This is a genomic window from Ruminococcus sp. CAG:57 (genome assembly GCF_000435935.1).
Taxonomy (GTDB): Bacteria; Bacillota; Clostridia; order Oscillospirales; family Ruminococcaceae; genus Hominimerdicola; species Hominimerdicola aceti.
Genome location: NZ_FR890738.1, coordinates 2,083 through 26,337 on the forward strand (window position 1 = coordinate 2,083; position 24,255 = coordinate 26,337).

General features: G+C 43.7%; 21 protein-coding genes. 2 read left to right on the plus strand and 19 right to left on the minus strand.

Annotation, left to right across the window (positions count from 1 at the left end):
• Nucleotides 1–126: 126 nt before the first annotated feature.
• The 5 genes from QVO88_RS07040 to QVO88_RS07060 form a co-directional block, all read right to left on the minus strand.
• On the minus strand, nucleotides 127–3,840 hold the full coding sequence (locus QVO88_RS07040; protein ID WP_022287792.1) for a phosphoribosylformylglycinamidine synthase: 3,714 nt from the start codon (nucleotides 3,838–3,840) through the stop codon (nucleotides 127–129).
• A 181-nt stretch (nucleotides 3,841–4,021) separates the two neighbouring features.
• Complete coding sequence (locus QVO88_RS07045) at nucleotides 4,022–5,509, minus strand: L-fucose/L-arabinose isomerase family protein (RefSeq protein WP_022287793.1); 1,488 nt, start codon at nucleotides 5,507–5,509, stop codon at nucleotides 4,022–4,024.
• Between the two features lie 96 nt (nucleotides 5,510–5,605).
• Nucleotides 5,606–6,364 (minus strand): YdcF family protein, encoded by a 759-nt coding sequence (locus QVO88_RS07050; protein WP_022287794.1) that lies wholly within the window; start codon nucleotides 6,362–6,364, stop codon nucleotides 5,606–5,608.
• Between the two features lie 109 nt (nucleotides 6,365–6,473).
• Nucleotides 6,474–6,728, minus strand: coding sequence for an HPr family phosphocarrier protein (locus QVO88_RS07055; RefSeq protein WP_022287795.1), 255 nt, complete (start codon nucleotides 6,726–6,728; stop codon nucleotides 6,474–6,476).
• A 498-nt stretch (nucleotides 6,729–7,226) separates the two neighbouring features.
• Nucleotides 7,227–7,457: an HPr family phosphocarrier protein gene (locus QVO88_RS07060; protein ID WP_022287796.1), complete on the minus strand. Its 231-nt coding sequence runs from the start codon at nucleotides 7,455–7,457 to the stop codon at nucleotides 7,227–7,229.
• Nucleotides 7,458–7,707: 250 nt separating this feature from the next.
• On the opposite strand from QVO88_RS07060, the gene mtaB reads away from it, so the two are divergent.
• A complete protein-coding gene (gene mtaB, locus QVO88_RS07065; protein ID WP_022287797.1) occupies nucleotides 7,708–9,012 on the plus strand; it encodes a tRNA (N(6)-L-threonylcarbamoyladenosine(37)-C(2))-methylthiotransferase MtaB in 1,305 nt (434 codons plus the stop codon).
• Between the two features lie 58 nt (nucleotides 9,013–9,070).
• Here mtaB and gatB read toward each other — a convergent pair whose 3' ends face one another.
• The 14 genes from gatB to QVO88_RS07135 all read right to left on the minus strand — a co-directional run bounded on the left by gatB (nucleotide 9,071) and on the right by QVO88_RS07135 (nucleotide 23,068).
• Entirely contained in the window at nucleotides 9,071–10,507 is a 1,437-nt protein-coding gene (gene gatB, locus QVO88_RS07070) for an Asp-tRNA(Asn)/Glu-tRNA(Gln) amidotransferase subunit GatB (protein WP_022287798.1), read from the minus strand.
• A gap of 17 nt (nucleotides 10,508–10,524) precedes the next feature.
• A complete protein-coding gene (gatA, locus tag QVO88_RS07075; RefSeq protein WP_022287799.1) occupies nucleotides 10,525–11,976 on the minus strand; it encodes an Asp-tRNA(Asn)/Glu-tRNA(Gln) amidotransferase subunit GatA in 1,452 nt (483 codons plus the stop codon).
• A gap of 12 nt (nucleotides 11,977–11,988) precedes the next feature.
• Nucleotides 11,989–12,258, minus strand: coding sequence for an Asp-tRNA(Asn)/Glu-tRNA(Gln) amidotransferase subunit GatC (gatC, locus tag QVO88_RS07080; RefSeq protein WP_022287800.1), 270 nt, complete (start codon nucleotides 12,256–12,258; stop codon nucleotides 11,989–11,991).
• A 41-nt stretch (nucleotides 12,259–12,299) separates the two neighbouring features.
• A complete protein-coding gene (gene ligA / locus QVO88_RS07085; RefSeq protein WP_022287801.1) occupies nucleotides 12,300–14,276 on the minus strand; it encodes an NAD-dependent DNA ligase LigA in 1,977 nt (658 codons plus the stop codon).
• Nucleotides 14,277–14,559: 283 nt separating this feature from the next.
• Nucleotides 14,560–15,189, minus strand: coding sequence for a sporulation protein YunB (yunB, locus tag QVO88_RS07090; RefSeq protein ID WP_022287802.1), 630 nt, complete (start codon nucleotides 15,187–15,189; stop codon nucleotides 14,560–14,562).
• Between the two features lie 55 nt (nucleotides 15,190–15,244).
• The gene (locus QVO88_RS07095) at nucleotides 15,245–17,641 is read right to left on the minus strand and encodes an endonuclease MutS2 (RefSeq protein ID WP_022287803.1); all 2,397 of its coding nucleotides are present in this window, start codon (nucleotides 17,639–17,641) and stop codon (nucleotides 15,245–15,247) included.
• A gap of 44 nt (nucleotides 17,642–17,685) precedes the next feature.
• The gene (recO, locus tag QVO88_RS07100) at nucleotides 17,686–18,426 is read right to left on the minus strand and encodes a DNA repair protein RecO (RefSeq protein ID WP_288177864.1); all 741 of its coding nucleotides are present in this window, start codon (nucleotides 18,424–18,426) and stop codon (nucleotides 17,686–17,688) included.
• Nucleotides 18,401–18,568: a hypothetical protein gene (locus tag QVO88_RS07105; protein WP_195249467.1), complete on the minus strand. Its 168-nt coding sequence runs from the start codon at nucleotides 18,566–18,568 to the stop codon at nucleotides 18,401–18,403. Before QVO88_RS07105 ends, recO begins: the two co-directional genes overlap by 26 nt.
• A gap of 24 nt (nucleotides 18,569–18,592) precedes the next feature.
• Nucleotides 18,593–19,507: a GTPase Era gene (gene era / locus QVO88_RS07110; protein WP_022287806.1), complete on the minus strand. Its 915-nt coding sequence runs from the start codon at nucleotides 19,505–19,507 to the stop codon at nucleotides 18,593–18,595.
• Entirely contained in the window at nucleotides 19,504–20,007 is a 504-nt protein-coding gene (locus QVO88_RS07115; protein ID WP_022287807.1) for a diacylglycerol kinase family protein, read from the minus strand. The genes era and QVO88_RS07115 overlap by 4 nt, the downstream gene beginning before the upstream one ends.
• Complete coding sequence (gene ybeY / locus QVO88_RS07120) at nucleotides 19,994–20,503, minus strand: rRNA maturation RNase YbeY (protein ID WP_117864595.1); 510 nt, start codon at nucleotides 20,501–20,503, stop codon at nucleotides 19,994–19,996. Before ybeY ends, QVO88_RS07115 begins: the two co-directional genes overlap by 14 nt.
• A gap of 7 nt (nucleotides 20,504–20,510) precedes the next feature.
• Entirely contained in the window at nucleotides 20,511–21,470 is a 960-nt protein-coding gene (locus tag QVO88_RS07125; protein WP_022287809.1) for a PhoH family protein, read from the minus strand.
• A gap of 129 nt (nucleotides 21,471–21,599) precedes the next feature.
• Nucleotides 21,600–22,787: a sporulation protein YqfD gene (locus QVO88_RS07130; RefSeq protein WP_022287810.1), complete on the minus strand. Its 1,188-nt coding sequence runs from the start codon at nucleotides 22,785–22,787 to the stop codon at nucleotides 21,600–21,602.
• Complete coding sequence (locus QVO88_RS07135) at nucleotides 22,787–23,068, minus strand: YabP/YqfC family sporulation protein (protein WP_022287811.1); 282 nt, start codon at nucleotides 23,066–23,068, stop codon at nucleotides 22,787–22,789. The genes QVO88_RS07130 and QVO88_RS07135 overlap by 1 nt, the downstream gene beginning before the upstream one ends.
• Before the next feature lie 91 nt (nucleotides 23,069–23,159).
• On the opposite strand from QVO88_RS07135, the gene QVO88_RS07140 reads away from it, so the two are divergent.
• Nucleotides 23,160–24,242, plus strand: coding sequence for a nucleoside recognition domain protein (locus tag QVO88_RS07140; RefSeq protein WP_022287812.1), 1,083 nt, complete (start codon nucleotides 23,160–23,162; stop codon nucleotides 24,240–24,242).
• Nucleotides 24,243–24,255: the final 13 nt, after the last annotated feature.

The following is a 24,255-nucleotide window of genomic DNA, read 5'->3' on the forward strand; positions in this document are numbered from 1 at the left end:
TCTGCACCAAAAAGTATGAACGTCAAAAGGCTCATTGCGGAAAGATATATTATAATGTATTTCAGCATATCTTTGTCCTCGTATAAACAAAGGGCGGAAAAGCTCCGCCCTTGTATTTTTGTTTTTTTACTTGAAGTAAGCTACGCCGCTTTCAAATATCTTCTGATCCTTTTCACCAGGAACGTTCTTTGATACGCAGCAGCCCTTACGCTCTGAGTGACCCATTTTACCAAGAACACGTCCGTCAGGTGAGGTGATACCCTCGATAGCCTGGAATGATGTGTTAGGGTTGCAATGAATGTCAAATGTAGGCTCTCCGTCAAAGTCAACATACTGTGTAGCGATCTGTCCGTTTGCTGCAAGCTGTGCGATTTCCTCTGCTGTTGCAACGAAACGTCCCTCACCATGTGAGATAGCCACGCTGTGGATATCGCCTACCTCACAGCCTGCAAGCCATGGTGACTTGTTGGAAGCGATCCTTGTGTTTACCATTTTAGACTGGTGTCTTGCAATGGTGTTGAATGTCAGTGTAGGGGAGTCGTCCCTCATATCTCTTATCTCGCCGTATGGTACAAGACCAAGCTTGATAAGTGCCTGGAAGCCGTTGCAGATACCAAGCATAAGACCGTCACGGTTTTTCAGCAGGTCATGGATAGCGTCTGTAAGTCTTGGGTTTCTCAGGAATGATACGATGAACTTGCCTGAGCCGTCAGGCTCGTCGCCACCGCTGAATCCGCCTGGGAGCATTACTATCTGTGACTCTTTTATCTTCTTCTCCATTGCGTCAACAGACTCCTTGATAGCCTGTTCTGTAAGGTTTCTTACAACGAAGATGTCAGCCTCAGCGCCTGCCTTTTCAAAGGCTCTTGCTGTATCGTATTCGCAGTTTGTGCCAGGGAATACAGGGATAAGCACCTTTGGCTTTGCCACCTTGATAGCAGGTGCAACTCTCTTGTCTGCCTTGTAGCTGTACTTTTCAGGCTTTTCAGCAGGCTCTTTCACATGAACAGGATATACAGGCTCAAGCTTGCCCTCCCAAAGTGTCTGGAGCTTGTCAAGGCTTATTGTGTAGTTGTCTGACTTTATCTCGTAGCTTTCTGTTGTTTCACCGATAACTCTCTCGTCAGTGTCAACGCCCTCTGCAAGCTCGATAACAAATGCGCCATAGCAAGCTCTGTAAAGCTCTTCTGCTGTGAGCTTGTCTGTGAACTTAAAGCCTATCTTGTTACCAAATGCCATTTTTGCAACAGCCTCAGATACACCGCCGTAGGATACAGCCCAGCATGAAAGCACCTTGCCCTCAGCGATAAGCTTTTCTACCTTTTCAAATACTGCCTTCAGTGAATCGAAGTTCACAAGCTTGTTGTCGTCATATTCAGGCTTGATAAGGATCACCTTAGAGCCTGCTTTCTTGAATTCCTGTGAAACTACCTTGTCTGCGTCTGTTACTGAAACAGCGAATGAAACAAGTGTAGGTGGAACGTCTATTTCCTCGAATGTACCGGACATTGAGTCCTTACCGCCGATAGAACCGCATCCCAGCTCTATCTGTGCCTTGTATGCACCGAGGAGAGCAGACATAGGCTTGCCCCAACGCTCAGGATCATTCTGTGTTCTCTCGAAATACTCCTGGAATGTGAGCCAGCACTTCTCGTATGTACCGCCTGTTGCGATGACCTTTGCGATAGACTCAACTACAGCACTCATTGCGCCGTGGTATGGGCTTACAGATGAGAGATATGGGTCATAGCCCCAGCCCATAATGGACGTTGTCTTTGTATTGCCGTGAAGAACAGGGAGCTTTGCAGCCATTGCCTGTGTAGGTGTGTTCTGATATTTACCGCCAAATGGCATAAGAACTGTGTTTGCACCGATCGTTGAGTCAAATCTCTCAATAAGGCCCTTCTGTGAGCAGATGTTGAGGTTTGATATCATAGACTCCCAGCGGTCAGCAGTGTCAGCGTCGTTGCTCTCTGCTGCGAAAACAGGAGCAGGGATAGAAATATCTGTGTGCTTTTCAGCTCCGTTTGAGTTAAGGAACTCTCTTGTAAGGTCAACAATAGTGTTGCCGCACCAGTTCATTTTAAGTCTTGGCTCAGCAGTTACTCTTGCCACCATTGTTGCTTCAAGGTTTTCCTTTGCAGCCTCAGCCATGAACTTTTCAAGGTCGCTCTTTGCGATAACAACAGCCATTCTCTCCTGTGACTCAGAGATAGCAAGCTCAGTGCCGTCAAGACCGTCATACTTCTTTGTAACAGCGTCAAGGTTGATAGAAAGTCCGTCAGCAAGCTCGCCGATAGCAACGGAAACTCCGCCTGCACCGAAGTCGTTACAACGCTTTATCATTGAAGTAACTTCAGGGTTTCTGAACAAACGCTGAAGCTTTCTTTCCTCAGGTGCGTTACCCTTCTGTACCTCAGCTCCGCAGTTTTCAAGTGAGTGGAGGTTGTGTGATTTTGAAGAGCCTGTTGCTCCGCCGCAGCCGTCACGTCCTGTTCTTCCGCCAAGGAGGATAACGATATCCTCAGGCTCAGGTCTTTCACGTCTTACGTTCTCAGCAGGAGCAGCACCTACTACAGCACCTATCTCCATTCTCTTTGCAACATAGCCAGGGTGATATATCTCGTGAACGTGACCGGTAGCAAGACCTATCTGGTTGCCGTATGAAGAATAACCATTTGCCGCACCTACAACTATCTTTCTCTGTGGAAGCTTACCTGTGATAGTGTCCTCAACAGGAACCAGCGGATTGCCTGCGCCTGTTACTCTCATTGCCTGATATACATATGAACGTCCTGACAGAGGGTCTCTGATAGCGCCACCAAGACAAGTTGCCGCACCGCCGAAAGGCTCGATCTCTGTAGGGTGGTTGTGTGTTTCGTTTTTGAACATGAGCAGCCAGTCCTCAGGATTGCCGTCAACGTCAACAGTTATCTTAACCGAGCAAGCGTTTATCTCCTCACTCTCGTCAAGGTCTTTGAGCAGACCAGCCTTTTTAAGCTGCTTTGCGCCGATACAAGCAAGATCCATAAGTGTAACAGGCTTGTCAGTTCTGCCTGCATAAAGGTCTTTTCTTGTGTTGATATAGTCTGCAAAGGTAGCAGCTATGTAGTCAGAGTCGATAGAAACGTTATCGACGATAGTGGAGAATGTAGTATGACGACAGTGATCAGACCAGTATGTATCTATCATTCTTATCTCAGTGATAGTAGGATTTCTCTTTTCAACGTTCTTGAAATAATCCTGACAGAACTTGATATCGTCAAAGTCCATTGCAAGACCCAAGTCTGTAAGCATGAATCTAAGGTCATCGTCTGTTGAATAGATAAAGCCCTCAACAGTTTTGACTGTGGTAGGGATAGTATACTTGATATCAAGTGTATCGAAGCAATCAAGGGAAGCTTCTCTTGACTCAACAGGGTTTATCATATAGTGCTTGATCTGGTCAAGCTCTGCTTCTGTGAGTTTGCCAGAAACGATATAAATTCTCGCTGACTTGATAGTAGGTCTTTTTCCTCCAGTGAGAAGTGAGATACACTGTGCGCAGGAATCAGCTCTCTGATCGAACTGACCTGGCAGATACTCAACTGCAAAAACAAACTCGTCAGCTTTTACAGCAGGCAGGTGATCGTAAGTAACGTCAACAGCAGGCTCAGAGAAAACGACTGGCGCTGCAAGGTCGAAATCCTCTCTTGAAAGACCCTCTGCGTCATAGCGGTTTATAACTCTCAGACCTGTAAGGTTTTCAAGTCCCAGAGCTGACTTTATTCCGCCGATAAGTGAATTTGCTTCAACTGCAAATTCAGGCTTTTTTTCTACATAAATACGGTAAACAGACATGGCTACATCTCCTTATAATAGTTACTTCTATTATACTACATTTTTCGCATATTTGTCAATAAAATTCTTATTATTCGGCAGGGCATATAATTATGTGTGAATAAGCATTGGCTCACTTGTTGATTTTTTAGTTCATAAAAGCAGAAATACCGCACCATTACAGTGCGGTATCCCTAAAATATTAATCTGCAAACGGATTTTCTGTTGGATAAAGCATACCCTTTGGCTGATTGAAGCCTATGTCTGTCATGCCAAGATATGTCATAACACTGTGGAGTGCCTTTCCATAGTGACCAAAAGCAACAGCACCGTGGTGAGGATAGTTCTTCTGAACGAGAACATGGCGGTAAAATCTGCCCATTTCGTTGATAGCGAAAATACCGATAGAGCCGAATGAACGTGTTGCAGCAGGAAGAACTTCGCCCTCTGCAATATATCCTTTGAGCTGTGCATCAGCCGTTGACTGGAAGCGGAAGAATGTTATATTTCCGTCAACGATATCGCCCTCAAGAGTACCTCTTGAAATATTAGGCTCGCTGTCTGGCTCAAGATTTCTCTTCATGATACGCTGGAACTTCATCTCAGGCTCTTTTACAAGGCATGAAGCTGTGTTTCCGCAGTGGAAGCCCATGAATGTATCCTTATGTGTGTAAGGGAACTTTCCTGCGATATCATCATTGTATATGTCCGCAGGAACAGTGTTGTTGATGTCAAGGAGCGTAACAGGCTTTTGTGATACACAAACGCCTATGTATTCGCTGACAGCACCGTAGATATCTACTTCGCAGGCAACAGGAATGCCTATCTTTGTAAGTCTTGAATTAACATAGCAAGGAACGAAGCCAAACTGCGTCTGGAATGCAGGCCAGCACTTGTTTGCAAATACAACATATTTCCTTGAGCCTTTGTGAGCTTCTGCCCAGTCAAGAAGAGTAAGCTCATACTGCGCAAGTCTTGGAAGAATGCCTTCCATTTTATTGCCCTTGCCAAGCTCTGCTTCCATGTCAGCCACAACAGCAGATAATCTCTCGTCGCCGGCATGGGCGTTGAATGACTCGAAAAGGTCAAGCTCTGAGTTTTCTTCTATCTCAATACCCATGTTGTAGAGCTGTCTGATAGGTGCGTTGCAGGCAAGAAAGTCCTGTGGACGTGGTCCGAATGAGATTATCTTCAGATCCTTAAGACCGAGGATAGCCCTTGCAACTGGAACGAACTCGCTTATCATCTTTGCGCACTCGTCAGGTGTACCAACAGGGTACTCAGGGATATAAGCCTTGATGTTTCTCAGTGCAAGGTTATAGCTTGCGTTGAGCATTCCGCAGTAAGCGTCGCCTCTGTTGTCGATAAGTGCATCACCGCATGGCTCTTCAGCAGCCGCAACGAACATAACAGGACCGCCAAACTTCTTTGCTAGAAGTGTTTCTGAGGACTCAGGTCCGAAGTTTCCAAGATATACAACAAGTGCGTTACAGCCTGCTGTGTTTACCTCGTCAAGGGCTTTGAGCATATCATTCTCGTTCTCCACAACTGTAGGACATTCGTAGATATCTCCGTAAGCCTTTTTGTACTCCTGACAGACCTTGATACGTCTTGATTCTGAAAGCGACATAGGGAAGCAATCTCTTGAAACTGCAACGATGCCAAGTTTTACTTCTGGTATATTTTTCATGTTTTAACCTCCGATTTTCATTTATTTATGACTTTATTCTAGCATACCTTTGTGCTGTTTTCAATAGCTTTTTGTGCAAATTTTCGTGAAATTTAGTTAGCTGCCAAGCATGAAAAAGTGCGTTAGCCCAAGCCACTCTCTCACCCAATATGTGAACAGGTATCGTGGCTCGGTGTAGGCTGAATAAGCGGTGACATTCTCCACGCCCTGAGCCTTTGCTATAAGGCTTGCACGGTATTGATGAAAGCCGTCTGTGACGATAGTCATATCATGGCTCATGCCGAGTTCATCGAGTATCTTGAGAGAGTTTTGGATATTTTCGTAAGTTGAAGTGGACTTGTCCTCCATTATTATCCTGTCGCTGTCCATGCCTTTTTCTAGCAGATAGTTTTTCATTGCCAAGGCTTCGCTTATTTTCTCATCATCACCCTTGCCACCTGAAACTATACAAAGCGTATCGGGATTGTCGTTCATAGCCGTAATTGCAGCGTCAAGTCGTCTGCGTAACATTCGTGAGGGGCGTTCGCCTTTTACCTGACAGCCAAGCACAACTATAACATTGGCTTTTTCAGGGCGGTTTTCCTGTGCTTTGTACATAAGTATGGAAAGAATACCCACATATATTATCCCAGCAAGTATCAATGTGATTACAAAGATAAGCCCGAATTTACCTGCGCCATGTCCCCATATTTTTGATATAATACCGCAGAATTTTGTCCAGTTTGCCGTTATGATCATTAGCATCACCGAAACGATGATGCCAAGCAGGTTGCCAGAGCATATAACAGGTAATGGAACAAGAAACAGAAACAACAGCAAAGTTTCCAGTGCAAGCAATATTATTTTTACGCTCATTAGTTATCTCCTTGTCTTTTTTGTACTATTATAACATATAGCTTTTGTGATTACAAGGGCAAAAGAGAAAAGCGCTCCGCAGCAGCAGAACGCTTTTATAAGGAATGATCTAAGTTGAGATCAGATCACCGAATTTTTCGAGAAAATCACGCTTGTCGTCATATTTAGCTACCAGCGATACAGTTTTCTTTGTGCCAAGACCGAAAATACCCATAAGTGATTTTGGATTGAGTATTTTTGTTCCTGACTGCACCACCAGATCGTATTTGCAGCTTAAAGCCGCTTCATGCAAAGTCTTGATGTCATTAAGATCGTTTATCCTGATATAAGCTTTGATCATGTTCGTGATTATGCCCTTTGGCATATCCTCCTTTCGCAATAATAACCTCTGAAAAACTAAAAAGAACCGAAAATTTCTGAGATTTTCGTTTCTTTTTACATTGGCAACAGCAGTTCTATACTTATATGTCACATATCTTAATCCATATATAATTATATGCCAATGTGAACAAATAGTAAACAGATATTGTGTAAAATATTATATGTGAAGATATTAATATGAATTTTACTTATTTCATGTTAATTTATTATATAAAATTTGGATAATTAATCATATTAAAACGTTTTAGTTAATGTGGAACTTATATAAAAGCTATAACAAATCAGCTAAAAGTTTTCTTATTACGAAAATATCAAACGTTTTATATGCGCTTTGAATGAAAATACAGCAAAAGTAGAAAGTGTATATTCGTAAATATATTAAACTATATGATGAAATTTTGCAAAAATGCGAAATCGTTTAAATTTTGCAACAAAAAAAGCACTGAGCTTTTAAAACTCAGTGCTTTCGTGATATCAAAGTTTAGTCAACAATAAATTCTTTGATCTCGTCAAGGAATTTAGTAGCGTCGTCTGTGTGTGCTACGAGCTGGATAGGATTTGAAAGGTCAAGGCTGAAAATACCCATAATTGACTTAGCGTCAACTGCATATCTTCCTGACGCAAGATCCACATCAAAGTCGTACATAGAAACTACGCTTACAAACTTCTTTACCGCTGCAATGGAATCGAGCATGATTTTTACCTTTGTCATAAATATTCCTCCTTCAGAATGATCGGTATATCCGATCTTGATTCCCACATAAATTCTGTAGATCTTTTCTCTACAATTTATATTATAAACGATTTTTCTGATTTGTCAATGGATATTTGCAAAAAAATTTAAAATATGGTACAATAGTCAAGAGTGATAAAAATCAAAGTTTAGATTTATACAATATGCACATATATAATTGCAATTTATTGTGCATTATAAACATTTGGCTATTGAAAGGAAATCAAATATGAAAGCCTTTTTCTATACATTCGGCTGCAAGGTAAACCAATATGAAACAGAAAATATAAAGGAAGCAATGCTGTCCGAGGGGTATGAGGTCACTGAGGATTATGCTGATGCAGAGGTCTGTGTTGTAAATACCTGCACTGTTACCGCTCAGTCGGACTCAAAATGCCGACAGCTTATCCACAAGATAAAAAAAGCCAATCCTGAGTGTCTGATAGTTTTGGCAGGCTGTTTTCCGCAGGCTTTTGAAAAGGAAGCTTCTGCTCTTGACGAGTGCGGTATCATAGTTGGCACAGGTGCAAAAAAGGAGATACCTGCCCTTATAAAAAGGTATATCACAAGTGGCGAGCGTATTATCAGGATAGTTCCTCGTGAGAGGGGAGAGGCTTTTGAGAAAATGACAAACTCAGGTGCTGACCAAAAAACTCGTGCGTATATCAAAATTCAAGACGGCTGTGATCAGTATTGCACCTACTGTATTATCCCCACTGCGAGAGGACACATCTGCTCAAAACCTTTGGAGGATATCGCTCCCGAAGTTCAGCAGCTCGTTGACTCAGGTCACAAGGAGATAATCCTCACGGGCATAAATCTTTGCTGTTACGGCAGAGACTTCAAAAACGGCACACGGCTCATTGACGCTGTTGAAGCCGCCTGCGGCTGTGATGGCGATTACAGAGTGCGTATCGGCTCTGTTGAGCCTGAGCTTATTTCAGATGAAGATATCCTGCGAATGTCAAAGATTGAAAAACTTTGTCCGCATTTTCATCTTTCCCTGCAAAGCGGCTGTGACGAAACTTTGAAGCGCATGAATCGCCATTATGATACGGTGGAGTATGCTGAGCTTTGCGAGAAGCTTCGCAGGCATTTTCCAAACTGCGCTATAACCACCGACATAATGGTGGGCTTTCCACAGGAAACTGACGAGGAATTTGAAAAGTCGCTGGCATTTGCAAAGAAGATATCTTTTGCAGAAACGCATATTTTCCCGTATTCACGCAGACCTACCACTGTTGCCGACAAAATGAAAGGTCAGCTCGACCGCAAGACCAAGCACAGTCGTGCGGCTCAAATGGCAGATGTATGCAACGAAACAAAGGCTTTGTATCTCAAAAGCCTTGTTGGCACAGTGCAGGAGGTTTTGTTTGAAAAGGAAACAAGCTCTCAGTGGCACCAAGGTCATGCGCCAAATTATGTGACTGTGAAAATACCGAGGACGAACGAAGAAGTTTCCTTAAGGCGACAGCTTTTAAAGATAGAGATAACCTCGTCAGATGGCGAGTTTTGTTACGGAAAACTTATATGAGTACAAAAAAGAGGACCGCAAATGCGATCCTCTTTCGTTATATCAGATTTTTCTGTGCTTATCCAAGCTTTGCAAGAATTATCTCTTTCATTTTTCCAGGGTTAGCCTTGCCCTTTGAAGCCTTCATGCACTGACCTACCAGATAGCCCAGAGCATTTGTCTTTCCGCCCTTGTAGTCATTTACAGACTTTTCGTTTGCGGCAAGAACTTCGTCAGCGATCTTTTCAAGTGCGCTGTCATCAGAGACCTGTGCAAGACCCTGCTCCTCGATAATGTCGCTTACCTTTTTGTCCTCCTCGAGAAGAACTGCAAAGACTTTCTTTCCGCCAGCGTTGGAAATGGTCTTTGCCTCGATAGCAGCGGCAAGGTCAGTAAGATTGTCAGCAGTGAGCTTTGTATCTTCGAGAGTCTTGCCTGTTGCGTTCATGTACTTAACAAGGTCGCCAAGTATCCATGTTGTATAGCACTTTGCAGGGAACTTGTCCTTTGCCATGCAGTCGTCAAAAAGCTTTGCCAGGGAAACAGACTCTGCGATAAATGTTGCGTCCTTTATGTTCAGACCGAACTTCTTTACATATCTGAGTATCTTTACGTTTGGAAGCTCTGGGATACTCTTTTTAAGCTCGTCAACACGCTCCTGCTCAACAACGATAGTGAGCAGGTCAGGCTCAGGGAAGTAACGATAATCCTGTGCGTCCTCTTTTGAACGCATTGGAATGCTCATTCCCTTTTCGTCGTCCCAACGGCGTGTTTCCTGCTCGACCTTTCCGCCTGCTTCAAGAACAGCTATCTGTCTTTCTACCTCGTAGTCGATACCTCTTACAGCGGCAGAGAAGCTGTTTACGTTCTTCATCTCAGAACGTGTGCCGAATGGCTCGCCAGGCTTGTGAACAGATACGTTTACATCACATCTGATAGAGCCTTCCTGCATCTTACAGTCGCATATGCCAAGATACTGTAGGATAGATTTCAGTGTTTCAAGATAAACCTTTGCTTCCTGTGAGGAACGCATATCAGGCTCAGAAACTATCTCGATAAGCGGAACACCGCAGCGGTTAAGGTCAACAAGTGATACACCATGGAACTTGTCAGAGTGGAGAAGCTTACCTGCGTCCTCCTCGATGTGTATTCTTGTGATACCTATTCTTCTTTCCTCGCCGTCAACAAGGATATCAACATAACCCTTGCCGCAGAGAGGAACTTCTGCCTGTGATATCTGATAAGCCTTTGGCAGGTCAGGGTAGAAATAGTTCTTTCTGTCCTGCTTGCAGACACGGTTTATCTCACAGTTGAGTGCGTGACCCATTCTTATTGCATAATCAACTACCTTTTCGTTAAGAGTAGGCAGTGTGCCAGGCATACCCATGCAGATAGGGCAAACCTGTGAATTGACTTCAAGACCGAACTGGTTCTTGCAGTCGCAGTATATTTTAGACTCGGTATTAAGCTCAGCATGAGTTTCAAGACCGATTACAACTTCGTAGCCTTTTACCATTTTTGTGACCCCTTTCCTTAAAGCTCAGGCATTTTGAATCCGCCAACAAGCTGCTCATAAGCATAAGCTGTGTTAAGCAGACGCTGCTCTGTAAACTTTCCACCGATAAGCTGCATACCAACAGGCAGACCCTTGTCGTCATATGCACAAGGAATGCTTATTGCAGGCAGACCTGCAATGTTCACTGTAACAGTGCAGACATCGTTTGCGTACATTTTAAGGGGATCGTCAGTGTTTTCACCGATCTTGAATGCTGTTGACGGAACTGTCGGAGTAGCGATAACGTCAACGTCAGCGAACTGAGATGCGAACTCCTGCATTATTCTCTTCTGAACGAGCTTTGCTTTCTTGTAGTAAGCGTCATAGAAACCTGATGAAAGCACGAATGTGCCTAGCATTATTCTTCTCTTTACTTCGTCGCCGAAGCCCTCTGAACGTGTTCTCTCGTACATATCAACAAGTCCGTCATATTCTTCAGCTCTGAAGCCGTATCTTACACCGTCAAATCTTGCAAGGTTTGAAGAAGCTTCTGCAGAAGAAATGATGTAGTATGATGAAAGTGCATAATCTGTAGAAGGCAGAGAAATCTCCTTTACAGTTGCGCCCTGCTTTTCAAGCTCTTTCACAGCATTCATTACAGACTGCTTAACGAATGGGTCGATACCCTCGCCAAAATACTCTTTTGGTATACCTATCCTCAGACCCTTTACGTCAGCCTTGAGGTCAGCCGCAAAATCAGGATACTCTCTATAGGAAGAAGTAGCGTCATACTTGTCATGACCAACGATAGCGGACTGTACCATAGCAACGTCCTTTACGCACTTGCCAAGAGGTCCGATCTGATCCAGTGATGAAGCGAAAGCAACAAGACCGTATCTTGAAACGCTGCCGTATGTAGGCTTCAGACCTACAACGCCGCAGTATGAAGCAGGCTGTCTGATAGATCCGCCAGTGTCAGAGCCAAGAGTAACGATAGCCTCTCTTGCTGCAACAGCCGCAGCAGATCCGCCTGATGAACCGCCAGGTATCCTCTCTGTATCAAATGGGTTTTTAGTAGGCTTAAAATGTGAGTTCTCGGTTGATGAACCCATAGCGAACTCGTCCATGTTGAGCTTGCCTGTTACAACGATATCGTCAAGCTTGTTCATTACAGTCGCATTGAAAGGCGGAACATAATTGCCAAGCATTTTTGATGCACAAGTTGTTCTCAGGCCCTTTGTTGAGATATTGTCCTTGATACCAACAGGTATACCGGCCAAAGGTGAAAGCTCCTCGCCCTTTGCAAGCTTTTCATCTATCTCAGCGGCTTTTTTCATAGCGTTTTCTTCGTCAAGTGTCAGATAAGCGTCTACCTTGCCCTCAACTGCTTTTATTCTGTCAAAAACAGACTTTGTAAGCTCTGCGGAGCTTATTTCCTTGTTCTTTATCATTTCTGACAAGTCGCAGGCATTTCTTTCAAAAAGTTCCAATTATAACACTCCTTACTCTACTGTTTTAGGCACGACAAGACAGCCTGCCTTTACCTGAGGAGCGTTCTGCATAAGCTCCTGTCTTGTGAATTTATCCTGAACAGCCACGTCTTTTCTGAGTATCATCGGGTTGTCAGGGTCAAGGGTCATTTCGTCCTGAATGTCGGGGAGCTTTTCAACCATTCCCACGATGTTTTCCATTTCTGACTCAAACTTATCAAGCTGATCGTCTTCGATGCGAAGTCTTGCCAGCTTGGCAATGTGTTTAATGTCAATGTTCATTTTACATTCCTCCTGTTTTATTTATATAAAAAGATATTATCTTATTTTATCATATCCTTGAACTGTTCTTCGGTGATTATTTCGATACCGAGCTGCTGAGCTTTATCAAGCTTGCTTCCTGCTTCCTCACCTGCAAGAACATAGTCCGTTTTTTTGGACACTGAGCCGCTTGCCTTGCCACCGTATTTCTCAATGAGTGCTTTTGCTTCGCTCCTTTTCAGTGTCGGCAAAGTGCCTGTGAGAACAAAAGTCTTTCCTGCAAAGCGGTCGTCTATCTGTATCTTCTCATACTTAGTGTTTATCCCACATTCTTTGAGCCTTTGGATAAGCTCTATCATATGCTCTTCATGGAAAGCGTTGTAAACGCTTTGCGCCATTACGCCGCCAAAGCCGTCTATCTCGGATATCTGCTCAGCGGAAGCGTTCATGATGTTGTCAAGGTCGCCGAACTTGTCGCACAGAAGCTTCGCAGAAGCCTGTCCGATATTTCTTATGCCCAGACCAAACACCAATCTGTCCAAAGAATTGGACTTTGACTTTTCTATAGCACTAAGCAGATTGTTCACTGATTTTTCCTTGAAGTTGTCAAGCTGTAAAAGCTTGTTTTCGCTCAGAGTGTAAAGGTCAGCCACAGAGGTGATAAGCTTGTTGTCAAGAAGGGTGTGAACTATCTGCGGACCAAGACCGTCAATGTTCATTGCCCCCTTTGAAGCAAAGTGAACGATGCTTCTGAATATCTGCGCAGGACATTCAACGTTCGGACACCTTACCGCCGCTTCTTCCTCGGACTTCACAAGCTTTGTTCCGCATACAGGACAGCACTCAGGGAGCGTGAAAACTCCGTCGCCATGTTTTTCCACAGAACCCAGCACCTCAGGGATTATATCTCCTGCCTTGCGCACCTTGATGATATCCCCCACGGAAATGTTTTTCTCTCTTATAAAATCCTGATTGTGTAGGGTCGCCCTTGAAACGCTAGTGCCTGCAAGAAAAACAGGCTCAAACACGGCCACAGGTGTTATAGCACCAGTTCTGCCCACGTTAAGCTCTATATCAAGCAGCTTTGAGGTCTTTTCCTCAGGCGGAAACTTGTAAGCCACAGCCCACTTTGGCACTTTTGCGGTTGCACCAAGTATCTCACGCTGTCTGAAATCGTCAACCTTTATAACAACGCCGTCAATATCGAATGGCAGGTCAAAACGCTTTTCTCCGATAGCCTTTATGCAGCCTATGACCTCATCAGCGGTAGACACACGCTTGTAATCAGGGATAGTCTTGAATCCCAGTGTTTTCAGATAGTCCAGAGACTCCTTGTGGGAAGTAAGCTCCTTGCCCTCTATCTGCTGAACATTGAACACAAAGATATCAAGCTTTCTTTTTGCCGCTATCTTAGGGTCTTTCTGTCTAAGAGAACCTGCGGCAGCGTTTCTAGGGTTTTTGAAAGGCTGCTCGTCATTATCCTCCTGCTCTTTAACAAGCTTCAGAAAAACATTTCTCGGCATATATGTTTCACCTCTGACTTCTATCAAAGGCAGTTCCTCGTTTATTTTTATAGGAATGGACTTTACAGTTTTCAGATTAGAAGTAACGTCCTCGCCCACAAAGCCGTCACCACGGGTAGAACCTATGGCAAGCTCACCGTTGTGATATTCAAGGGATACCGAAAGTCCGTCTATTTTCGGCTCAACAACGAATTGCGGCTTATCCACAGCCTGCTGAACTGTCTCAATAAAGCTTCTCACCTGTTCAAAGGAAAAAACGTCCTGCAAAGAACCCATTTGCACACGGTGTGTGACTTTCTCAAATATTGATATCGCCTTGCCGCCTACACGCTGAGTAGGGGAGTCGCTTCTGATAAACTGCGGAAACTGCTCCTCAAGACCCTTTAGTTCCTGCTGGAGCATATCGTATTCATAGTCTGTGATCTCGTTCCTGTCCTCAACATAGTAAAGCTGAGAGTGATAATTCAAAAGCTTCACAAGCTCGTCTATACGTTTTTTAGCGTCCTGTTCGTTCAAAATAACACAACTCCATTTCTGCCAACTTTTTACGGCATATCATACGCAGGGCAATACCACATAAGGATTGTACGCAAGATGCGTAGCCAGATTTTTCGTTAGCTTGTATAGAAACGACGCAGGAATACTTCCGTATTTCAAGGAGTTTCTGTGCGAGATAACGGAAAATCTGCAAGCAGATTGCGTGCAAAGCCGTTAGGCGTGCCTTATGCGGTATTGCCCTTTATATTATACCATAATTGCTGGTGAAATACAAGCCTTTTTTCTATAAACTGCGAAAAAATCAGCCTTTTTCCTTGCTTAAGTACATATCAGGTATCTCCCCTACGATAACAGTTTCGCTTACGGGATAGTCATATCTCACCACGATATCCGTAGAGTGTGCAGGAAGAATGGCTGTCATTTCTATGGTCACAGTGAGATAGAGGCTGTATTTTGTCTGATTTATCCCTGCTTCCGTTAAATCGCTTTTAAGCTCTGTTTTTGCCGCACCTATCTGATGAAGCCGCAGTGGTATGTCAAAACCTCTGCCTGTGAGGATATTTATTCCTGAAAGTGTGCCGATGGGTACGCTGAGTTTTGTACCCTCAAGCTGTGAAAGGCTTTCGTTCACAGCTTTTGAAACACTGCTTTGAAGCCTGTTCACAGCGTTCGTGTCGCTGTTTATAGATGTTATCCTGCCGTCAGTTTCAGATATCTTTATATAACTGCTCTGGGGCAGTTTTTCAAGCTCTCTGTTTATGGCCGCATTTATCACGTCAAGTGCCGCCTGCTTGCTTTCAAACTCGCTTATTTCGCTGATGTGCCTTGAAAGCTGTGCAAAAAACACCGTCGTGAGCAGTGCAAGAATAATAACGACAGCAAGAATTATGTATGAAATTTTGTTCTTGAAAGAACGTTTGTGAACGCTCAAAAAAATCACCGCCTTTGGCTTATTATATACCAAAATGCGGTGATATGTGATTATTTTACTTTAATTCAACGATAGTTACGCCGTCCTCGCCCTCGCCGTAAACGCCTTTTCTGAATGATTTTACAGACGGGTGGTGTTTAAGCGCGCGCCTTATGGCGTCACGGAGAATACCAGTGCCTCTGCCGTGGATTATGGTGAGCATCGTCACTCCTGACATGATAGCGTCAGAAATAAACTGCTCCATTTCGTGAACGCCTTCGTCTGCGGCATAGCCCCTGATATCAAGCTCGGTGGATACCTTTCGTGTCATACGGCTCTCAATGCCGCTTTTGGATACACCGCCTTTTTTAACAGGCTTCTTTGTTTGCTTTTGCGGCTGTTGTTTTTCAATAAGCTGAAGCTTCTTTACATCTATCTTGGTTTTCATTATGCCTGCCTGAATGAAGCACATTCCGCTGTTGTCAGGGGGCGTTATAATGATACCCTTTCTGTTTGTGTCAACGATAAGCACGTTGTCGCCCTTTTTCAGCGGCCTTGGCAGCACATATCCCTCGTTCCTGCTTTCAGAAACAGGGTTAGCCTCGCTGTATAGCTTGTTCATTGTGGACTTCTGCTTGTGCCTTGCGTCAATGGCTTTCTGAGTGAAGTTTGGATTTTCTTTCTCTTTTCTCAGCTTGTCAAGTTCGTCAACAAGCGCCTGCGACTCACGCTGAACACGATTTACGATCTGCTGAGCCTCACGTCTTGCCTTTTCAAGCTCGGCTTCTTTCTGATCGTAGAATTTTTCTTTCTGCTCTGCAAGCTCTTTTCTGAGAGCCTCGCTTTCCGCACGGTATTTCTCCGCAAGCCTGTTGTTTTCTTCAAGCTGTATTCTTGTGCGTTCAAGATTGTCTATGATAGTTTCAAACTTTCTGTTATCCTCAGAAATAAGCGACTCAGCGTACTTGATTATATCCTTGTCGATACCAAGACTTTCAGAGATAGCAAAAGCGTTGGACTTACCGGGTGAGCCTATGATAAGCCTGTATGTCGGGTGCAAAGTCTGCACGTCAAACTCGCATGAAGCGTTCTCAACGTCAGGAGTGTCGATAGCGTACATTTTAAGCTCCTGATAGTGAGTAGTTGTAACAAGGGTCGCACCGAATATCCTTATGCGTTCGATTATAGCTACCGCCAGCGCAGCACCCTCCACAGGGTCAGTGCCTGAACCAAGCTCGTCAAGAAGCACAAGGCTTTCGCTGTCTGCTTCGTCAAGTATGGTCTTTACTCTGCTTATGTGAGAGGAGAATGTAGACAGATTGTTTTCTATAGACTGCTGGTCGCCGATATCAACAAGCACGTTTTTATATACAGATATCCTGCTTCCGTCTGACGCAGGAATGAGCAGACCGCACATTGTCATAAGCGTGAGCAGACCCACAGTTTTAAGCACAACTGTCTTACCGCCCGTGTTAGGACCTGTTATTATCAGGGAGTGATAGTCAGTGCCAATAGAAAAGTTTATAGGCACGACCTTTTTCGGGTCGATAAGAGGGTGACGTGCCTTGTTCAGCACAATAACTCCGTCATTGGATATCTCAGGGAGCATTGCTCTCATTTTTGCACCGAGGTTTGCCTTTGCAAAATAAAGGTTAAGCTCTGTTACCGCATTGTAGTTTGAAATGAGCTGGTCTTTCATTTCGGCACATTCCATGGAAAATTCAGCGATTATCCTGTGTATCTCGTCCTGTTCCTGACCCTGCAAAATTCTGATATCATTGTTTGCCTCCACAACTGACATAGGCTCGATAAAAAGCGTTGAGCCTGTTGCGGAGGTGTCATGAACAAGACCGCTGACATTGCCCTTGAACTCAGTCTTTACCGGAAGAACGAAACGTCCGTCACGCATTGTGACAATGCTCTCCTGCAAATATTTCTGAGTGCTCGGGGATTTTATCATCTTGTCAAGTGTCTCTCTTATCTTAAGCCCTGAACGTGTTATCTTCTGTCTTATGCTTCTCAGCTCCGCACTTGCGTCGTCAGAAAGCTTTGTTTCATCTATGATAGCCGTTTCAAGTCGCTGCTGCAGATACTTGTTTGGATAGAGCATTTCAAAGAGATATGAAAGGGAAGTGTCCTTGTTCTCACACTGCTCATACCAGTGGTGAAGCTCATAGGTCTGCGCAAGCAAGCGTCTTATCTGGATAAGCTCGCCCAAAGAAAGCACACCGCCTGCCTCGGCCCTTTTGATGTAAGTTGATACGTCATTTATGTTGTAGAAATTCGGCGTGCCGTATCTTACGCTGAGTTCAAGGGCTTCGGCGGTCTTGCCTGTTTCTTTCTTGACCGTGTAAAGATCAGAACAAGGCTTTATCCCCAAAGCCATTTTTTTCGTTTTTTCGTTGGAGCATTCTTTTGAAAGCATTTCAAGAATTTTGTTCAGCTCCAATGAATCGTAAAATCTTTCGTCCATTATATATACCTCAAAATATGACAATAGGCAAAGCTACGCAATGCCTACAAAAGTCTGTAAAAATCAAGCGACGGAAACTTGCCTTTCAGATTATATCTAACAAACCGCTCTGTAAAAGCCGTCAGCTTTTTCTGATATCTTTCGCTTATCTTGAAAGCAAAAAGCCGCTCATATTCCGTCAGTGCAATAAATCGGACTATGTATAGCATAGTCCTGTCTAATTCAATATCGTAAATGCTGTCAGGATTGTAACAGCACTTGTCACACTCCAAGACACCTGTTGACAGATTGAAGTGCATAATGTCAGCTTCATACGCCATGCACACTGAACAGCCAAGAAGCGCAGGTCTTAATCCTGCTTCGCACAGCAGACGAAACTCAAATATAGATTTGAGAAGTTCGCTATCTCTGTCGCCCTTATCGAGAAAATAAAGTGTGTTCAGAGTCAGCCGCATTATCTCGTCACAGCCGCTTTCCTCTGTTCGTATATACATGAGAAGCTCAGAAAAGTAAGAGGCAAGAGCCGTTTTCTTAGGGTCGAGCCTGATGTTGTAAAAAAGCTTCTCTGATTCACTGCTGTTGAGAAAAAACATTGATTGGTCTTTAGCGTTCTTCTTTTCATCAACGCACAGCTTAGAGTATGCAAAAAGCTGCGTTGATGACGCATTTTTCGTGCTTTTCCTGCCACCACGAACAAATATATCTATGACTCCACGCTCTGCTGTGAGAACAGTGACGGATTTGCTTGTTTCGCCCCTGTCATTTTCCCTCAGTATCAGTCCCATAAAGGTCAGCATTGTCAGTATCCTCTTTTCTGTGTGCGGCATATGTGAGATAATCCTCTATCCTGCCGCTTTCAAAGAACTTGTCCCATAAAGTCATGATATTCACCGCCTTACTGATATTATCAGCTTTTTTGGCGGTCATTATAAGCGGAAAAATATGTTGCCTTTATTCCAAACCGAAATTCTTTATCATGCCCTCACGGTTTCTCCAGCCCTCTTTTACCTTAACCCAACACTGGAGATTTACTTTTATCTGGAAGAAATCTTCAAGGTCAGCTCTTGCTTCCTGACCTATCTTTCTAAGCATAGAGCCGCCTTTTCCAATAAGGATACCCTTGTGTGACTCTCTCTCACAGTAAATAGTAGCGGTAACGTCAAGTATAGCTTCACCGTTTCTATTTTCACGCTCGTTAAGCTGTTCGATAGTCACAGCTATGCCGTGAGGAACTTCGTCATTAAGGTTATTGAGTGCCTTTTCTCTTATTATCTCAGCCATTATGACCTTTTCAGGCTGGTCTGTGAATTTATCATCAGGGAAGTAGTGCGGACCCTCCACAGCATTCTTTTCAAGATCTTCCATAATAATATCGAGACCGTCCTTTTCAAGAACGCTCACTGGTACGATATCTATAAAATCAAAAAGCTTTGAATACTCTGCTATCACTGCGATAAGATCCTCTTTGTTTTCAAGAAGATCTATCTTGTTCAGCACAAGTATCACCTTAGTCTTGCCTGTCTTGAAGCCCTTTACAAGCTCACGCTCGTTTTCGGATATTTTCTTTGTGCAGTCAGCCATAAGTATAATAAGGTCAACCCCTGCAACAGACTCGTTCACAGCGTTGAGCATATGCTCGGAAAGCTTGTTTTTAGCCTTGTGCATACCAGGTGTGTCCATGAAAACGAACTGTGTTTCTCCCTTTGTGAGAACACCTGTTATCTTTGTTCTTGTTGTCTGCGGCTTGTCGCTCACTGCGGCTATCTTTTCGCCCACAAGTGCGTTTAGCAATGAGGATTTGCCTGCGTTCGCACGTCCAACAATGGTGACGAACGCATTTTTTGAATTTGCATTTTTCTTGTTCATATATATTTTTCCTTATCTTTTTTATCTTTGTCAGCAGGCGTTTTGAACACCCATACGAGCCACAGTATCACACCTGCGGCTAAAGCTATCCCTAGCCATATGTTTCTTGCAAAATAAGAGGCTATAGCCATAAAAGCATAATAGTCCCAGAATATCCTTATTCCCACAGCCACAGAAGCTACCGCCGCAATGAGAACAGCCCCTGCCGCACAGTCTTTAGCCTTTTTAGCAAGGGGGTTTTTATCTTTACACGCCATATCCACAGCGGCTTCAACAGCCGTGTTCACAAGCTCTAGTGAAATAACAAGCCCTATGCAGATATAAACTGCGGCAGTTTCGGCGGCGCTAAGTCCGTAAAATCGCATAAGCAGTATCACAAGCACTGCAACGCCAATGTGAAAACGCATATTGCGCTCTGTTTTTATGCAGCTCACAACGCCCTCAAAGGCATAAACAAAGCCCTTGAAGAAACGTCCTATCCCTGTTTTACCTGTGTTCATGCTCGCCTAAGAAAGTGGCGTCACGGGATATGCCCAGATTGCCAAGTATAGCTTCTTCCTTTTCACGCATTATCCTCTCCTGAAGATTGCTTTCTTCATGGTCATAGCCAAGGAGATGAAGCATTGAATGTACTGTCAAAAAACCTATCTCTCTTTCAAGAGAGTGACCATATATCTCAGCCTGACGGTAAGCAGTTTCAAGGCTTATGACTATATCTCCCAGCAGGTAAGCGCCTGTTTCGTGGTTCATGTCAAAATCACCGTTCTCGCCAAGAGGAAAGCTCAGCACGTCTGTTGAGCGGTCTATGTTTCTATGCTCCTTGTTAAGCTCATGTATCTGCTCGTCATTCACAAAAGATACAGAAACTTCAAAATCATCATTGTGGCCCTCATATTCCAAAACAGCATGGCAACAGCGTCTTACAAGAAGCCTTATGCCAACAGGTATCTTTACCTCTGTCTGGTTGTTGGTTATCATTACTTTTACCTTGCCCATTACTTTTTCACATTCCTTTTTTGTTATATTTTTCATAAGCAAGGATTATGTCCTGCACAAGCTTGTGACGGACAACGTCCTTGTCGGTAAATCTGTTTATTGATATATCGTCAATGCCTTTGAGTACGTTCATTGCCTGAATAAGTCCTGACTTTCTCTGGTCAGGCAGGTCTATCTGCGTTATATCGCCTGTTATGACTATCTTTGAGTTGAATCCAAGACGTGTAAGGAACATCTTCATCTGCTCGTGAGTGGTGTTCTGCGCTTCATCAAGGATAATGAAAGAATCGTCAAGAGTACGTCCTCTCATGTATGCCAGCGGAGCGACTTCGATACAGCCACGCTCCTGCTGTTTAGCGAAAGTGTCAGGACCGAGCATTTCAAAAAGTGCGTCATAAAGCGGTCTGAGATATGGGTCTACCTTACATTGCAGGTCGCCCGGAAGAAAGCCCAGCTTTTCTCCTGCTTCAACCGCAGGACGTGTGAGGATTATCTTCTCTACCTCGTGCGCCTTGAAAGCCTTTACCGCCATTGCCACCGCAAGATAAGTCTTGCCCGTTCCCGCAGGACCAATGCCCATGACGATAGTCTTTTTCCTTATTGCTTCAACATATCTTTTCTGACCGAGAGTTTTCGGCTTGACGAGCTTTCCGCTCACTGTTACGCACACGCCGTCATCAGACATATGCTTTATCTCATACTGCTTGCCCTCACGCACAAGTGTGAAAACATATCTTATAGTCTGCTCAGTGATAGCCTCGCCCTTGTTGATAAGAGCAATAAGACTGTTTATAGCCTCCGAGGCGTTAAATACGTTCTCCTCATCGCCTGTTATCTTGATATCGTCACCTCTGCTGAGAATCACAACATTATACTCTTTTTGGATAAGATTAACATTCTCGTCATAATTGCCGAAAAGGCTGAGTACAGTTTCCATTCTGTCCACGCTGATAAGTTTTTCCGCCATTAGCACAACTTCCTCTTTTTTGTTCTGATATACCTATTATACAAAGCTATTATATCACATTTTTCCTCTGATTGCAACAATCTCAGTAAGATTTAACACTTTTTTTATGCACCTTTTCACACTTTTTGATCATTTCTTAATAAAAAATTCCACCTCTCTGCAAAGCTCGCCATATAGGGTGTATGTTACAGTAGCGGTTACTCCGTTTTCTGTCACATTATCCTCCACTTGCCGGTCTTTAATCTCATAGTCTGAGAGAAAATTTTCCTCATATAAATACGCCTTTTCATGAACGGCGTCAAGTGCCTGCTGTTCTGTCAGGGTGTCTTGTGAAAATTTATATTCTTCAAGTTCGCAGGTGGTTATGCCAAAAGGCATTTCAAGCCCGAAAAGCGACAGAGGAGAATATCTCTGCTCATTTTTCCAGTAACCCTCAGGCTTTGAGAAAAAAAGAGGGATATCAGCGTCAAACACAGTGAAAAAACGCTTTGTATCTCTCTTGCCTGTCGTCTTTTCTGTCTTGTCCTCAAAGGGTTGTGTGAATGTGACAGTGCGCTCAAAAGTGCCTAGTATCTTACCCTTTGAGCGTGCATAGCTTGTCTTTGTTTCAACGTTTTCCTTGCCGTCTATCCAGCTTGATTTTGATGTGATGATCTCACCGCCTACAACGATATCGCCCTTTGTCACACCGCTTCCCACTGGTATCTTTAGCTGTCCGTCATAAACCTCGACTTTTTCGATAACTCCGTTTTCGCAGGCAACAAGATTTGAGGGATAGCGGTTTGACTCACGCTTTGTGTCACCCTCAGTTTCGATAACGTCGATTATCAGCGTGTCACCCTTGCGTGTTATGCCTGCCCATGATATGCCCTCCACTTTTTGCTTTAAGGCACGTTCTGTGACTATAAGATCAATGCTTGGGATATAAGTGCCGGTTTCAACGCCCTCCTCTTTAAGCACCGACATAACGCCTTTTCTGATATTTTCATCATCACTGAGTATGTCAAACCTCACCACCACGTTTGATAGATAGAAGCACGAAAGCATGACAGCCGCAGTGCCTATGACAAGTCCTCCTCTTCCGAAAAAACGTTTTGCAAGAACAAAGCTTCCGTGACGTTTTGTGGCGGTGTATTCAAGCCCAAGTTCATCGCATAGTCTTTCAAGTGCCTTACAGTGTTCCGCAGGCATACGCAAAGTGAGCTTTCCGTTCTTTTCACACATTTTGCTAACGGGAAGCTTTTTTGACATTATCCTGCGGAAAAACTTGGTGAAGCTGTCCCCTGTGATAACATAATCTATATAACCGAAAATCATTATCCTCTCTCCCTGATACTTCTTGACACAAGCTTGACCGACTCTATTTTTCCTCTTATCTCCACGCTGTCGGAGCAGAAATTTGACATTGTTAGTCCGCTGCCCCATATCTCTATCTCAAAAGAGCCTGTCAGCACCTTTGCCATTATCTCGCTGCACTCAACTATCTGCTTGCAGTTTTCGATAACGGCGGCTCTGTCGTCAGTTATGCTTATGTATGAGCTTAGTGCGGTCAATTCTTTTGTCATGCCGAAAAAGCTTAAAAATGGTATCTTCTTCATTTTTGCGTCCTCCGTTCATTGTCTTATGCTTAATTATATTATTAGACAGACTGACATATACTTAAAAAGTAAAAGTAGGGAGGTAATAAAAATGTTGAAAAGACTTGCAAAGGAGCTTTGCGTATACATACTTGCGGGGGTGGTCATATGGTTCTGCATTATCACCATATCAGGGGGCGAGAGCGTAAAGCTTGGTATCTCCGAAGCCGTTGACCGCTGTATGAATATCATAATCCCGTCGCTGTTTGTTTTTATGGCATTGTCACAGATACTTGTTTCAAGTGGGCTTTACTACTGCGTTTCAATGCCTTTTTATCCTATATCGAGATTTATAATGGGCATACCGCCTCAGCTTTTCTTTGTATTTCTTCTTGGCAATACCGCAGGCTATCCTGTGGGAGTAAAGCTTCTTTCGGATCTGTGTCAGAGAAAGATAATATCCAAGCGTACTGCAAAGATAATGTCCTGCTTTTGCTGCTGTGGAGGGCCTGCTTTTTATTCTGGTACAGTGGGTCTTGCGGTGTTTGGTTGTACAGGAGCAGGCATTGCAGTGTTCGTATCCATACTAGCGGCAAATTTTCTCACTGCACTTGTTCTCGGCAGAGCTATAAATGAGGATAAGAAAACATCAAAGCCGACTTTCAGACTTGACGGCAGAATGTTCACCGACAGCGTTATCTCAGCAGGAAAGTCGCTTTTTGTTATCTGCGTTATGATAGTCTTTTTCGGAGCGTTTATGTCCTCTCTTGAATACTGCGGAGCGTTCAGCTTTCTGAAAAATGCGTTTTCACTGTCAGAAAACGAGCTTGTGCTTGTGAAAAGCTGTCTTGAAATAACCTCTCTCACTGAGCTTTCGGGAAGTCCATTTTATCTTCTGCCATTTATAGCTGCTGTCTGCTCCTTCGGTGGTTTGTGTGTGATTATACAAATATCTGCACTTGGCGTGGATTTCTCCCTTGTGCCGTTTTTTATCTCACGTTTGACATCAGCCTTTTTGTCTGCTGTCATATGCCGTTTTATCTATCCTTTCTTTATTCCTGATTCAGTTTTGACTTCTGTTACAAATAATGTTAAATTCGTCAAAGTGAACAATTTTGTTCCCTCATTTTGCTTGATTATGATGATTTTATTACTAACTTTGAAGAAAAGACTAGCATTTTCTAAAACAGTATGATATAATTAATAAC